General features: G+C 61.7%; 12 protein-coding genes. 4 read left to right on the forward strand and 8 right to left on the reverse strand.

Going from position 1 to position 14,572, the window contains the following annotated elements:
- Window positions 1-7: 7 nt before the first annotated feature.
- Genes AC56LY_RS08585 through cyoA form a run of 5 tightly spaced genes read right to left on the reverse strand, consistent with a single transcriptional unit; the run spans window position 8 to window position 4,871 of the window.
- Window positions 8-829 (reverse strand): SURF1 family protein, encoded by an 822-nt coding sequence (locus AC56LY_RS08585; RefSeq protein WP_499578350.1) that lies wholly within the window; start codon window positions 827-829, stop codon window positions 8-10.
- A gap of 8 nt (window positions 830-837) precedes the next feature.
- Complete coding sequence (gene cyoD, locus AC56LY_RS08590; RefSeq protein WP_499578352.1) at window positions 838-1,224, reverse strand: cytochrome o ubiquinol oxidase subunit IV; 387 nt, start codon at window positions 1,222-1,224, stop codon at window positions 838-840.
- Complete coding sequence (cyoC, locus tag AC56LY_RS08595; protein ID WP_499578354.1) at window positions 1,221-1,859, reverse strand: cytochrome o ubiquinol oxidase subunit III; 639 nt, start codon at window positions 1,857-1,859, stop codon at window positions 1,221-1,223. Before cyoC ends, cyoD begins: the two co-directional genes overlap by 4 nt.
- Complete coding sequence (gene cyoB / locus AC56LY_RS08600; RefSeq protein ID WP_499578356.1) at window positions 1,852-3,861, reverse strand: cytochrome o ubiquinol oxidase subunit I; 2,010 nt, start codon at window positions 3,859-3,861, stop codon at window positions 1,852-1,854. Before cyoB ends, cyoC begins: the two co-directional genes overlap by 8 nt.
- Window positions 3,862-3,863: 2 nt before the next feature.
- A complete protein-coding gene (cyoA, locus tag AC56LY_RS08605; RefSeq protein WP_183552478.1) occupies window positions 3,864-4,871 on the reverse strand; it encodes a ubiquinol oxidase subunit II in 1,008 nt (335 codons plus the stop codon).
- Between the two features lie 162 nt (window positions 4,872-5,033).
- Between cyoA and AC56LY_RS08610 the strand changes: the two genes are divergently transcribed.
- The 3 genes from AC56LY_RS08610 to AC56LY_RS08620 all read left to right on the forward strand — a co-directional run bounded on the left by AC56LY_RS08610 (window position 5,034) and on the right by AC56LY_RS08620 (window position 10,462).
- Window positions 5,034-6,374, forward strand: coding sequence for an MFS transporter (locus tag AC56LY_RS08610; RefSeq protein ID WP_499578358.1), 1,341 nt, complete (start codon window positions 5,034-5,036; stop codon window positions 6,372-6,374).
- Between the two features lie 342 nt (window positions 6,375-6,716).
- The gene (locus tag AC56LY_RS08615) at window positions 6,717-7,556 is read left to right on the forward strand and encodes a phosphate/phosphite/phosphonate ABC transporter substrate-binding protein (protein WP_499578360.1); all 840 of its coding nucleotides are present in this window, start codon (window positions 6,717-6,719) and stop codon (window positions 7,554-7,556) included.
- 11 nt (window positions 7,557-7,567) lie between these two features.
- Window positions 7,568-10,462 carry a putative bifunctional diguanylate cyclase/phosphodiesterase gene (locus AC56LY_RS08620; protein ID WP_499578362.1) on the forward strand — a complete coding sequence of 965 codons (2,895 nt, stop codon included), beginning with the start codon at window positions 7,568-7,570 and terminating at the stop codon, window positions 10,460-10,462.
- A gap of 13 nt (window positions 10,463-10,475) precedes the next feature.
- Here the strand turns inward: AC56LY_RS08620 and AC56LY_RS08625 are convergent, their stop codons facing one another.
- Together AC56LY_RS08625 and AC56LY_RS08630 are read right to left on the reverse strand one after the other, a co-directional pair.
- Window positions 10,476-11,384: a ZIP family metal transporter gene (locus tag AC56LY_RS08625; protein WP_499578364.1), complete on the reverse strand. Its 909-nt coding sequence runs from the start codon at window positions 11,382-11,384 to the stop codon at window positions 10,476-10,478.
- A gap of 104 nt (window positions 11,385-11,488) precedes the next feature.
- Window positions 11,489-12,493: a manganese catalase family protein gene (locus AC56LY_RS08630; RefSeq protein WP_499578366.1), complete on the reverse strand. Its 1,005-nt coding sequence runs from the start codon at window positions 12,491-12,493 to the stop codon at window positions 11,489-11,491.
- Between the two features lie 327 nt (window positions 12,494-12,820).
- Between AC56LY_RS08630 and AC56LY_RS08635 the strand changes: the two genes are divergently transcribed.
- Window positions 12,821-13,423 (forward strand): hemerythrin domain-containing protein, encoded by a 603-nt coding sequence (locus AC56LY_RS08635; RefSeq protein ID WP_499578367.1) that lies wholly within the window; start codon window positions 12,821-12,823, stop codon window positions 13,421-13,423.
- 73 nt (window positions 13,424-13,496) lie between these two features.
- Here AC56LY_RS08635 and AC56LY_RS08640 read toward each other — a convergent pair whose 3' ends face one another.
- A complete protein-coding gene (locus AC56LY_RS08640) occupies window positions 13,497-14,525 on the reverse strand; it encodes a patatin-like phospholipase family protein (RefSeq protein WP_499578368.1) in 1,029 nt (342 codons plus the stop codon).
- Window positions 14,526-14,572: the final 47 nt, after the last annotated feature.

Here is a 14,572-nt window from a genome sequence, read left to right on the forward strand (position 1 = left end):
GGCGTCTTTAATCGTTGGCGTCGCGCGAGCGCTTCGCCTCGTAGCGGGCCACCCACCACCAGGCTGCGGCCACCATGAGGGCGAGAGCATACCAAGTCAGCGCGTAGACGAGGTGATTATTTGGGAACGAGATGACGGTCAGGCCGCCGACGGCGCGCTCGGGGGCGCCTGCCGGATCCTGGTTCTTGCCGGCGTCGACGAAAAACGGCGCCGTGCGGGCCGCGTCGAAGCCGCGCGCGGCGCTCAAGGCGAGGACGTCGCGCGAATACCAGCGGTTGCCGGCCGGGTCGTTGTCGCGCAGGAAGCCGCCTTTGGGTTCGCTGATGCGCAGCAGACCGGTCAGCTTGACAGGCTCGCCCGGGGCGGCGCAGGCGTCAGGCCCGGCCGTGCGCGCCGGGAAGCGCGTGGCGATATCGCCCGATGACGGGATGAAACCGCGATTGACAAACACGATGTGGCCCTCGTCCGTGCAGAACGGCGTGAGCAGCCAGAAGCCCGCGCCCAGCTCGGACAAGGCCTGGACGGGTGCTTTAAATGGGTAAAGATAGTGACCCGACAGGGCAACGGCCCGGTATTCGTCGGATTCTTTGGAAATCTGCGGCCACTGCGCCACCGGAGGAAGCGCAGCAGGCGCCGCATGAACGCGTGCATCGACGCGTTCGATCAGGTCCAGTTTCCATTGCAGGCGAAACACCTGCCAGGTCCCCAGCGCTGCAAACAGCACGAGCAGCAGCAAGGCCAGCACCGCCACCAGGCGTCGCACGAAAGGCGAGCGCCGTGGCGGGGGCTGATCCTGCGCCGAGGGGGTCGGCGGCTGCTGCGCGTGCATCACCACTGTCAGGTCATGTCGGAGGTGTTTTCAGCACCCATGCCCGGCATCATGTTGGTGTTCATGTGGTGCATGACCCAGATCGAGCCCGACATCACGATGATCAACAGCACCAGGGTCAGAACCAGCGCCATCATGTTCCAGCCGCCTTCCGCCTTCGAATTCAGGTGAAGGAAGTAGATCATCTGGACGATCAGCTGAACCGCGGCGAAGCCGAGGATGACCCAGCGGGTCGTTTCCGGCGCCAGCACGTTGCCCATCACCAGCCAGAACGGAATGGCGGTGAGGATCAGCGACAGAACGAAGCCGATCGCATAGTCCTTGCCGCTGTAGTGGATCTGATAGCTGTCATGACCATGATGACCATGGTCGTGCTCGTTATGATGATCGCTCATGGCAGCACTCCCATCAGGTAGACAAAGGTAAACACAAAGATCCAGACCAGATCCAGGAAGTGCCAGAACAGTGACAGGCAAGCCAGGCGACGGAAGTTTTCCGGCGTCAGGCCGTGCTTGGACAGTTGCACGAACAGGGTGACCAGCCACACAACGCCGAACAGCACGTGCAGGCCGTGGGTACCGACCAGCGAGAAGAACGCTGTCAGGAAGCCCGAACGCTGCGGACCGGCGCCCAGGTGGATCAGGTGCTGGAATTCATAGATTTCCAGCGACAGGAACGCCACGCCCAGCAGGCCCGTGACGATCAGCCACAGCTTGGTCTTGCCCACGTTCTTGGCTTGCGCCGAGATCATGGCCATGCCGAAGGTGATCGACGACACCAGCAGGAAGCCGGTGTTGAGCGCGATCAGCGGCAGTTCGAACAGCTCGGCGCCGGTCGGGCCGCCCGCATAGTTGCGGCCCAGCACGGCGTAGGCAGCGAAGAGCGATGCGAACAGCAGGCAGTCGCTCATCAGGTAGAGCCAGAAGCCGAGCAACGTGCCCTGCTCCGGGTGGTGCTCCCGCGCCATGTAGCGCGCGGTCACTTCGGCGGGTGTCATCCCGCCCGTCATGGTTGCTTTAATGTCAGACATGGCTTTCCAGCATACGAGTACGTGCGGCTTCGGTCTTCGCGACTTCTTCAGCCGGAATGTAGAAATCGCGTTTGTAGTTGAAGGTATGGGTAATGATCGTGCCCAGCAGGACGATGAACGCCGCAATGACCAGGGCCCACATATGCCAGATGATGGCAAAGCCGACCGCGCACGCCAGTGCCGAGATCACGAAACCGGCCCAGGTATTCTTGGGCATGTGGATCGCGACGAAATCGGCGAGCGGACGCTGGTAACCGTTCTTCTTCATGTCGGCGAAGGTGTCGTTGTCGTGCACCACCGGCGTGAACGCGAAGTTGTAGTCAGGCGGTGGCGACGAGGTCGACCATTCCAGCGTACGGCCATCCCACGGATCGCCCGTGAAATCGCGCAGACGTGCGGTGTTGCGGTCACGGAAGCTGACATACAGTTGCATCAGCAGCGCGCCGATACCACCAGCGATCATCAGGGTGCCCAGGAACGAAATCTGGAACAGCCACTGCACCGACGTATCATCGAAGTGACTCACGCGGCGGGTATAGCCCATAAAGCCCAGGATGTACGGTGGCGTGAATGCGACCCAGAAGCCGATCGACCAGAGCCAGAACGAGACGGTGCCCCAGAACTTGTCGAGCTTGTAGCCGAATGCTTTCGGGAACCAGTAGTTCAGGCCTGCGAAGATACCGAACACGACGCCACCGATAATCACGTTGTGGAAGTGCGCGATCAGGAACAGCGAGTTGTGCAGCACGAAGTCGGCCGCAGGAATCGCCAGCATCACGCCGGTCATGCCGCCGATGGTGAAGGTCAGCATGAACGAGATCGTCCACATCATTGGCAGTTCGAAGCGGATCTGGCCGCGGTACATCGTAAACAGCCAGTTGAACAGCTTCGCGCCGGTCGGGATCGAGATGATCATCGTCGTAATGCCGAAGAATGCATTGACGCTGGCGCCCGAACCCATCGTAAAGAAGTGGTGGAGCCAGACCAGGTACGACAGCACCATGATGACGCAGGTCGCGTAGACCATCGAGGTGTAGCCGAACAGGCGCTTGCCGCAGAACGTCGAAACCACTTCGGAGAAGATACCGAACGCTGGCAGGATCAGGATGTAGACCTCAGGGTGACCCCAGATCCAGATCAGGTTCACGTACATCATCGCGTTGCCGCCACGGTCGTTCGTGAAGAACGCGGTGTCGAACAGGCGGTCCATGCCCAGCATCGCCAGCACGGCGGTCAGGATCGGGAAGGTCACGACGATCAGGATGTTGGTGGCGAGCGAAGTCCAGACGAAGACTGGCATCTTCATCAGGCCCATGCCCGGTGCGCGCATCTTGATGATGGTGACGATCAGGTTCACACCCGACAGCAAGGTACCCACACCCGCGATCTGCAATGACCAGATGTAGTAGTCGACGCCCACCCCCGGACTGGCCAGGATGCCCGACAGCGGCGGATACGCGAGCCAGCCGGTACGTGCGAATTCACCGACGAACAGCGATGCCATGATCAGCACGGCGCCCATCGTGGTCATCCAGAACGAGAAGTTGTTCAGGAACGGGAAGGCCACGTCGCGAGCACCGATCTGCAGTGGCACCACGTAGTTCATCAGGCCCGTCACGAACGGCATCGCCACGAAGAAGATCATGATCACGCCGTGGGCGGTGAAGACCTGGTCGTAGTGGTGCGGCGGCAGGAAGCCGGCGTTGTCGCCAAAGGCGAGCGCCTGCTGGGTACGCATCATCAGGGCGTCGGCAAAGCCGCGCAGCAGCATGACCAGACCGAGGATCATGTACATGATGCCGATTTTCTTGTGGTCGATACTGGTGATCCAGTCTTTCCACAACGAGCCCCACAGGCGGAAGTAGGTCAGGATGCCCACGAGGGCAATACCGCCTACGATCACACCTGCGAAGGTAGCAAGCAGGATCGGCTCATGGAAGGGAATCGCATCCCAGCCAAGCCGACCGAAGATAAACTTCGTCAAGTCGAAAGTGTCTTGCATGGTTACTTCTTCACAGTGTTAAAAGGGGCGACGCACATTTCCAGCGCCTCGGCCAGCATGGACTTGCCATCCTTCGGCAGCTGGCGGATGGCCGCGGCCATTTCGTTGCGCTTGTGATCCTCGTGCATTTGCTGGTTCATGCACATGGTGCCTTCAGCAACGCAGCGGTTCAGGATGCGGTTGAACAGCGCAGGCTCGACCTGTGCGTAGTGACGCACCGGCTCCTTGGCGGTCGGTTTTTCGAGCACCATGTAGTCAGCGCGGTCGAGCACTTCGGTACCGGTCTTCATTTCCTTGACCCAGGTGTCGAAATCGGCCTGCGTCACGCCCTTGTAGGCAAACTTCATGTGCGAGAAACCGTCGCCGCTGAAGTTGGCCGACAGGCCGCGATAATCGCCGGTCTTGTTCAGCACCGCGTTCAGTTCCGTCTCCATGCCCGGCATCGCGTAGATCATGCCAGCCAGGGTCGGGATGTAGAACGTGTTCATCACGGTCGACGAGGTGATCTTGAAGCGCACCGGCACGTCGATCGGGGTCACCAGGTGATTGACCGATGCAATGCCCTGCTCTGGATAAATGAACAGCCATTTCCAGTCCAGCGCCACCACTTGTACTTCAAGTGGCTTGACCGACGCGGCGAGCGGCCGGTTGGCATCGATGCGGTCGAGCGGACGATACGGGTCGAGCTTGTGGGTACTGACCCAGGTAATCAGACCCAGCACGATGATGATCAGGAGCGGTGCGCCCCAGATAATCAGCTCGAGCTTGGTCGAATGGTCCCAGTCAGGTTCGTAGGCCGCGTTGGCGCCCTTGCGGTAGCGCCAGGCGAACCAGACGACCAGCAACATCACCGGAATGATGATGATCAACATTAATAGAACCGATATGACAATCAGATCGGCCTGCTGCTTTGCTATATCGCCGGTGGGATTCATTACGACGGTATTGCAGCCAGCAAGCGCTGCAAGAAGAAGTAATGGCAGTCCGCGGCGGACAATTTGTGGAATCATGCTAGGTATCTAACGTTACATGGAGGGAGAGCATGCTACTGTACTGCCAACGGTCGTCAAAGAACATTGGACAGTTTGTCCCACCCTTTGCCATAATGCAATTTTAACAATAGTGTTACCCACAATAGTGGCGACCGCGACACGACTTTTGGAGAATTAACCATGCACAGCACTACCCACGGCAGCGACGACGCCGCTCCAATCACGAGCCCGAACAGCGGCGCACGTAACATCAACGCCCGCGACGAACACATTTCCCCCGGCGACATCGCCGTCGGCGTCATTGTCGGTCGTTCGGCGGAGTACTTCGAATTCTTCGTCTACGCCATCGCTTCGGTGCTGGTGTTCCCGTCGATCTTCTTCCCGTTTGCCGATCGCCTTGAAGGCACACTCTACGCCTTTGTGATTTTTGCGTTCGCGTTCATCGCGCGTCCGTTCGGCACGCTGCTCTTCATGTGGATCCAGAAGCGCTGGAGCCTCGACATGAAACTCCTGATCGCCCTGTTCATGATGGGCACCTGCACCGTCGTCATTGCCCTGCTCCCGAGCTACAGCGAAATCGGCGGCGCCGCCATCGTGATGCTGGCATTGCTGCGCATCGGCCAGGGCCTGGCCCAGGGCGGTTCGTGGGATGGTCTGCCGTCGCTGCTGGCCCTGTCGGCACCTGAAGGCAAGCGCGGCTGGTACGCGATGCTGGGTCAGCTCAGCGCACCGCTCGGCTTCGTCATCGCCGCCGGCGTGTTCGCCTACCTGATCGGCAACCTGTCGCAGGAAGACTTCCTGACCTGGGGCTGGCGCTTCCCGTTCTTCGTTGCCTTCGCCATCAACGTCGTCGGTCTGTTCGCCCGCCTGCGTCTGGTGTCGACCACTGAATATGCACGCCTGCTGGACACCAACCATATGACGCCTGCCCCGGTCGGCGAACTGATGCGTAATCAGGGCACCAACATCGTCATCGGCGCCATGACCGCACTGGCCAGCTACGCGCTGTTCCACCTGGTAACCGTGTTCCCGCTGTCGTGGATCCAGCTGTACGATACCCGTCCAGTCGAGTCGTTCCTGCTGGTCCAGATGGGCGGCGCCGTGCTGGCTGCGCTGGGCATCCTGGCATCGGGCTACATTGCCGACAAGGTCGGTCGTCGCACCACGCTGGGCACGCTGGCCGCTCTGATCGCGCTGTTCTCGATCTTCGTGCCATCGCTGATCGATGGCGGTACCGCTGGTCAGAACACCTTCATCCTGGTTGGCTTCACCCTGCTGGGTCTGTCGTATGGCCAGGCAGCCGGCGCCACGACGTCGAACTTCCAGAAGCACTTCCGCTACACCGGTGCGGCGCTGACGTCGGATCTGGCATGGCTGGTCGGTGCTGCGTTCGCACCGCTGGTCGCGCTGGGTCTTTCGGCGAACTTCGGCCTGGGTTACGTCAGCCTGTACCTGTTGTCGGCAGCCGTGGCCACGCTGGCCGCGCTGAGCCTGAACCGCAAGCTGGAAATTCGTGACTGATCTGTCCTGCTCTTTTTGGCAGTAGCGACGACGGCCCTTCGGGGCCGTTGTTGTTTTCGGCGTCGTGCATAGGCCATGAACCGATTAAGTTACTAAATACAACATTGCATTCCATCTAGCAATCTTTGCTGATGATATGATCTTTACAGTCGACACGCGTGCGCTCTTGCGGCCCGCGCTACAGTGACGCGTTCGCGCATCCATTGACGGATGGCGACGCCATTGCTTGTCCCAACCACGATCGCGCCGCCCGGTTGTCCGCCGCCTGGCGCGACATGTACGGAGCCCGGCCCGTACACGGGACGTGACCGTATTTCATCCTGTTCTCACGATTGCACAACCATGAATCTGCATCTGTCACTGCTGGCTGGCGCCCTTCTCATCGCGCAATCGGCCAGCGCCGCATCGCCGGCTTGCTATAACTTTTCACCGGTCAACCAGTTCAATGTCCAGGTGTCGGCCAGCTTCTGGAATCCGATCATCAGCTACGTGTCGGCCCGCAGCAAAGTCTGCATGAAGCTCAAGCTGGGCCGTACCTCAGCAGACACGACCAGTTTCGTCCTGGCCCGTGAGGTGGATTTTGCTTTTAGCAATCACCTCTTCAGTCCAGAGCGCGACAAGATGGGGTGGACCGTGTTCGGGCGGCGCAACTCCCCGCCCGTGCACGGGCAGATTGTCGTCCCGGCCGACTCGCCAATCAGGGATATCCGCGAACTTGCCGGCGCTGCCGTGAGCTTTGCCGGCCCCGAAGCGCTGGTTGCGTACAAGGTCAATTATGCGCAACTGCTGCGCGCGGACATTCCTGTGAACGTCGTGTTCGCTGGCAATCACGACGCCGCATTCACGCAGCTGTTTGCCGGAATGGTCAAGGCAGTTGGTGCCAATTCCCAACTGGTTGCCAACTGGAGCGGCCGCGAAGGCAGCGCGTTTCGCGTGCTGTGGAGCTCGGCGCCGTTCAACGATCTCGCCCTGATGGCGTCGCCACGGGTGCCGGCGGACCAGGTGCGCGCCGTCGCCAATGCCTTCCTCACGATGCACAATGACCCGGAAGGCAAGCGTGTACTGGCGGAATCGGCAGCACTGATCCACGCCCCGGTGCCGCTGTCCTTCGTCGCCGCCAGCCAGGCCGACTACGCCAGCTACCGCGCGTTCTACGCCGATGCGCCGGCCAGCCTGCGGTGACACGCTTCGCCATGACATTTGCCCCGCTGCGCCTGCTCAAGCGCGTCTTCCTGCCGCGCTCCCTGATGGGCCGCGTATTCGGCGTGTTCGCAGCCACGGTGCTGCTCCTCTTGATGGCTGGCCTGGGCATGTTCTACCGCTATCAGTACCTGCAGCATATCGAAGAGACGCAGGACAATGCGCTGATGCTGGTCGAGGCGGTGATCCAGCCGATCGAAGAGAGCGTTGTCATCGGCGATTACGACACGGTCAAGCGCACGCTGGGCAAGATGCTCGTCAAGTCGCCGTTCAAGCGCGCCCAGTTCCTCGAAGTGGGCGGCGGGGCGATCAGCCTGGAAGCCCAGGACAGCCAGCACGCAGCGCCACCAGACTGGTTCACGGCGCTGATCGTCGAGCGGTTCTACGATGTCAACCGGGTCATCACGGTCGGCGGCAAGGATTACGGCGTCATGCGCCTGTCATTCGACGTGACCAAACTGGCAGCGCAGCTCTGGCAGCTCATCATCGAAACGGCGGCGGTGGCCCTGGTGCTGGCGTCGGCCAGCCTGCTCCTGATGCGCGTGCTGCTGCGCCGCTGGCTGGAACGACTCGGTGGCCTGCGCGCCTTCGAACATGACGTCGCGTCGGGCCTGGTCACGGCCGAGGCGCCGCTGCACGACGATGCGCCGCTCGAGATCCAGGAAGCGATCCTGGCCGTGAACCGGGGCACCGCCAGCCTGCGCGTGCAGTACGGCGAGCGCATCGAGCTCCTGATGAATTCACTCGTCCAGCACAAGAGCGCGATGGACCAGGCCGCGATCGTGTCCGAGATCGACGTCGACGGCCGCATCGCCGTCGTCAACGACCAGTTCATCGCCAACAGCGGCCTGTCGCGTGACGAGGTCGTGGGCCAGCCGCTGGCGAACCTGACAATCCCGGACGCGGCGCCGGCATGGGCGCCTGCGCCGGCAGTCTGGCAGGGCGATGTCACGATTGCCGGGCGCGACCGCACGCTGCAATGGCACCGCACGATCGTGCCGATGTTCGATGCCGGCGGCGTCGAACGCTATATCTGCATCGATATCGACATCACCGAGCGCAAGGCCTTCGAGCGCACGATCCTGGCCACGGCCCGGCGCGAAAACCTGATCGCGGAGCTGGGTCGCGTGGCCCTGACCGCCACCGACCTGCGTCACGTGTTCCAGGAAGAGGTCCAGGCCGCGGCGGGCGGGCTCGATGCACCGACCGCGGCGCTATTTTCGCTGGAACCGGCGCCGATCGGCCGTTCACTGGTGATCCAGGCGGGCACCGGCGCTCTGGCCTCGGCCACCGGTTTCGCGCTCGACTGCCCGCTGGGGCCAATGCCGCAGCAAGAGCCAGCCGACCTGCTGCGCCCCCTGTTCGCGACCGTCGGCGCAGCCTACCAGGTGCGCAGCAGCGTCGATGCCTGCGTGATTTGCACGGAAAGCCCGTTTGGTGTGCTGGGCGTATTCTCCGACGAGGCCCGCCAGTTCGGCCCGGACGATCGCAACTTCCTGCGCAGCATCGCGCACATCCTGGCGACCACGATCGAGCGCCACACAGCGCAGCAGCGCCTGACCTATCTGGCCCAGTACGATGCATTGACCGACCTGCCCAACCGGCGCTACCTGTCCGAGTCGCTCGACCTGGCCATTGCGGCGGCAGCGACCCAGACACGCCGCGCCGGCGTCATGTTCATCGATCTCGACCATTTCAAGAAGGTCAACGACATGCTGGGGCATGGCGTTGGCGACCAGCTTCTGGTGCTTGCCACCAAGCGCCTGCAGGCCTGCGCGCGCCCCGGCGATCTGGTCGCGCGGCTAGGCGGCGATGAATTCGCCCTGATCCTCCCCGACGTCGTGGAAGATGGCGACATCGGCATGCTGTGCACCACGATCATCGACGCGCTGGCAGCGCCCTTCCTGCTACAGGGCCAACAATTGTTTGTCTCGGCCAGCATCGGCGTTGCCCGTTATCCGGAAGATGGCGTGAATGCGGAGGCCCTGCTGAAAAGCGCCGACACCGCCATGTATGCTGCCAAGCACAATGGCCGTGGCAATTTCCAGTTCTTCAGCGCCGCCATGCACGACGCTACTACCCAGCGCATCAAGCTTGAAGCCGAGCTGCACCAGGCGCTGGAACGGCGCGAATTCCTGCTGCACTATCAGCCCAAGCTCGACCTGGACACGGGCAAGACCAGCGGTTTCGAGGCGCTGCTGCGCTGGAATCACCCGCAGCGCGGCCTCGTGCCACCGCTCGAGTTCATCGGCATCCTCGAAGACACGGGTCTCATCATCGCAGTCGGCGAATGGGTGGTGGCGGAAGTCTGTCGCCAGCTCGGCGCCTGGCGTGCCGATGGATTCCCGATCGTGCCGGTGGCGATCAACCTGTCCGCGCGCCAGCTCGAGCAGGATGACCTGGCCGCAACGATCGAGCGCATCGTGAACGCCGCAGGCATCGCACCTGCGCTGCTGGAGTTCGAGCTGACCGAGTCGATGCTGATGATGAACCCGGACGCTGCGGTGGCGATTCTGGGACGCATCAAGGCACTGGGCATTCGCTTGTCGATCGATGATTTCGGCACCGGCTATTCGAGCCTGGCATACCTGAAGCGTTTCCCGCTCGATGCGCTCAAGATCGACCGCACCTTCGTGCGTGACCTGCCGCACGACAGCGACGACGCGGCGATTACCCGCGCCGTCATCAACCTGGCGCACAGCCTGAACCTGAAGGTGGTGGCCGAAGGTGTGGAAAATCTCGAGCAGCTCTGTGAACTGAAGCGCTTCGGCTGCGATGAAATCCAGGGCTACTACGTGGACCGGCCGCTGGTACCAGCCAATTGCTTCACCCGCGCGCCCGGCGGAGCGTCCGCGGGCGCGCAACGCGACGCGATGCTGGTGATGTAACCAGTCGGGCCGGTCAGGCCAGCGCCGTATCGAGCACCGTCATCACGATGAACCCGATGACCAGCGCGATGCTGGCCTGCGTACCGTTGCCGGACTGGCGCGATTCGGGAATCACATCGTTGACGATGACGAGCAGCATGGCGCCGGCAGCGGCGGCCAAGGCATACGGCAGCAGGCCAGCCGCGATGCCGATGAGCGCAACGCCAAACACGGCAGCAATCGGCTCGATCAGGCCCGACACGATCCCCATGCCGACCGCCGCCAGGCGGCTGTAACCGACAGAGTGCAGTGCCAGCGCAACGACCAGGCCTTCCGGTACATCCTGGATCGACACCCCGGTGGCCAGCGACGTGGCTTTTTCCAGGTCGATGCCGGCAAAAGCGACGCCAATGGCCAGGCCTTCCGGCAGGTTATGCAGCGCAACGGCCCACACGAACAGCCACGCGCGCCGCAGCGATATCTGGTCGGGATCGGTAGAAAGGATGCCATCGGTATGGACTGCGCGGCTCATCAGGAGAATCGCGCCGGCGCCGGCCAGGATGCCTGCGCCCACCATCAGGCTGGATTCCCAGCTGCCCGCCCCGGCCGATGAGGCTGCATTTAATGCCGGAATGACGAGCGAAAATGCGGTGGCGCCCAGCATGACACCGGCGCCGAAACCGAGAAATGAGTCGTAGGTACGACGAGAAAAATTCTGTGCAAACAAGACGGGCAACGTGCCAAGCGCGGTGGCTGCTGCCGCCGCACTGCCGCCCAGCAAGGCGGCCAGCATCTTCGGGTTGGCATTCATGAACTGCTCGATCATGCTGCCGATCAGGACAAACAGGACAACGGTGCAGATACCAGCAATGATGACGCGACGTGTGGTGAGCCAGCTCGGCATGCCGCGGTGTGGTGGGGCTTTCTCGACTTGACTATCCATGCGGCTTCCTGATAACTGAATGCCGCCTGCCACAGATCATGTGGCAGGCGGCGTGGGCAGATGCAGTGCGTTTTGCTTACGTCGTGTTGATCACGTCGTTTCGCTTACGTCGTCTTTTTGACGCTGGCCTTCTTTTTCTTGGCAACACCTGTGTCGTCGAGCGGTCCGCCACGCGACGCCACGGTGGGTTCGCCCATTGCATTTCCGCTACTGCCACCTATCGTACCACCGGATGCAGATTGCATCATGCCCAGTTCGGAACCGGTGCGGGGCGTGGCCATCGGGTCCGACAGCGTACGCGCCGCCATCATTTCCAGCACGTCAATATCCTCGGTTGGCAGTGCCACTTCGGCATCGCCTGCACCGCCATCGACGGCCATCTGCTTGTCACGGTCGCTGATAAAGTCCCAGTCGGCACCCTGGTTCCATGCACCGCGCACCTCACCCTCGCCCTGCGACATATTGTAGTAGACGCTGGCAAACGCTGGCACCACTGGCATTTTGCCGGGTGGGAAGTTCGGCTCCATCGAATACAGGGCTTTCTCGAATGACTTCATGTGCGCCACTTCGCGCGTCATCAAAAAGCCCAGGGCTTCTTTCACGCCCGGGTCATCGGTCAGCGCAATCAGGCGCTCGTAGACGATCTTGGCGCGCGCTTCGGCGGCGATGTTCGAGCGCAAATCGGCAGTCGGTTCGGAGATCGAGTCGATATAGGCTGCCGTCCACGGCACACCAGCCGAATTGGTCAGCGGCACGCCCGCGCCATACAGCACTTGCGTGATGTGGCTGTCATTGCCGGCGCCGGTGATGCGGCGATAGGCATCGGCTTCCATATCGACGCCCTCTGCCAGACGGCCTTTGGCGCCCTTGTTGAGCATCGCAACGATGTTGCCGATGACTTCGAGGTGGCTGAGTTCTTCGGTGGCAATATCGAACAGCAGGTCCTTGCGGCCTGGATCGTCCTCGGCAACCGCCTGGGTGAAGTAGCGCATCGCGGCGGCGAGCTCGCCCTGCGGGCCGCCAAACTGTTCGAGCATCAGGTTCGCCAGGCCGGGATTGGGGCCGCTGACGCGGACGGTGTACTGCAAACGCTTATTGTGAGCAAACATGGATAGTGTCCTCGATAAGGTTGTTCATCCTTTCGGCACGCGTGGTGCGTGACCATCCAGGACGGGCCAGTGCCAGAACGGCAGGCCAGTGAACACATGATGGCATGACAACTGTTGGTGGCTCGTCAGGGGTAATCCCGAGTTCGTGTAGGACTAATGTGACAAGTAGTTATTTCAATTCAACATGAATAGAAGGCTGGAAAAATTGTCGCGTCGTATTGGCTGATCTGGAACGGCACTGACACGACCTCGGCGTACAGGACTACAGCCATTTGACAAGGACTCCCTCACGATGTTGATCAAACAACCACGAACGGGGGTACCACCATGTTTAACCTGAAACAACTGAGCCCAACCATCACCGACATGATCCGCTTCGATCACTCGCACGTCATGGTGACCTTCCATCAATACTCCAGCGACAAGAGCTCGACAGTCAAGAAGGCCTTGGCCGACACCATTTGCGATGCACTGGAAATCCATGCAACGCTGGAAGAAGAGATTTTCTATCCCGTGATGCGGCGCGAAGATGGGAAGCAGCCGTTCATCCACGAAGCTGAACCGGAACATGACGATATGCGCCGCCTGATCGCCCAGCTGCGTCGCACCAGCGGCGCCGATCCGCGCCACGACGATCTGGTGATGGAACTGATGCGCGACGTGATCCATCACGTGGCCGATGAAGAAACCCGTCTGCTGCCCGATGCCGAGAACATCCTGGGCAAGGCGCGCCTGTCGGAACTGGGCGCCGCGATGACGCGTCGGCGTCTGCAGCTCGTCGGGCCAAAGGCCGGCAAGCTGGCCAAGGAACACCTGGTCGGCTTCTCGGGCAGCAGCGCGGCGTTGGCCGTCGGTGTGGTTGGCGCCCTGATTGCCGCCTTTGCGCTGACGCCGAAAAAGACCTGGAAAGACACATCGGCAGACGCATAACGCGTCGCCCATGTAGCGCAACAGCGCTCTCGAGCACCGTCCCCGGCAACGGCGACGGTGTTTTTTTTGCGTCTTACAGGTCGGGATAAAACACGGGCATCGGATCAAGGGTCGATTTCGCACCGAGATGCACGCCATTTTCCTTCAGCCAGGTATCGGCCGAGGCCACGCCAAGATCGTGCAAGTGCTGCAGGAACGGCATCTCGGCACTGAATTTGGCGGAAATGCCATGCGCGGCCAGATGCTCGTTGCCGCTGATCAGATGCAGGAACTTGGCGGCAGGTGTCGCACCGGCGCCGCGCATTTCATCCGTGGCGCTTCCCAGGAATTGCAACGCACTGACTTCACGAACGAAACTGATATTGAACGCGATCTCGTTCGCGCGGTTCGCGATGTCGGCCATCGTGCGTGGCATATCAGGGCGCGCGATGGGATTGTTCTGGATGATCACCACATCCGTTCCGTCGCCATGCGCCATCAGCGGTGCCAGCGGTGGATTGGCGACATAACTGCCATCCCAGTACATCTCGCCGTCGACCTCGACCGCGGCGAATACGGTCGGCAGGCAGGCCGATGCCAGCAGGCGCTGGACATCCATCTCGTCACGCCGGAACAGCTTGCCCGTGCCGGTGCGCACATTGGTCGCAGCAATGAACAACTGCAGCTCCTCGCAGGCGCGCACCCGTTCGAAGTCGATCGTCGCAGCGAGAAAATGGCGCAGCGGATTGAGCGTCAGCGGGCCTTCGAGCGTCGGGCCGGCCATGGCCCCGGCCATTTCCAGCAAGTGGTACACCGGCGAAAACGCCATCGTGAAGTGCGGCGCCATGCGATCGAGCGGCGTGCGCTGCAATGGGCTCATCGCTGCGGCCGTGCCGATCGCGCGCCAGAACTTGTCGAGTGCCTTGCGCGCACCTTCACGGCCACCGCCGCGGGCATAGCCGTCTGCAACGACGACGGCATTGATCGCGCCGGCGCTCGAGCCGCTCAGCGCATCGATCTGCAAGCCCGGCTCCTGCAGCAGGCGGTCGAGCACACCCCACCCATAGGCGCCGTAGCTGCCACCGCCCTGGATGGCCAGACTGATTGTTTTGTGGTCGGTCACGATCTGCTCCGAAAAATCATCAAAGCGTCAGCGTAATCGGTGCGCCG

The organism is Telluria sp. ZT3P25 (assembly GCF_059685895.1).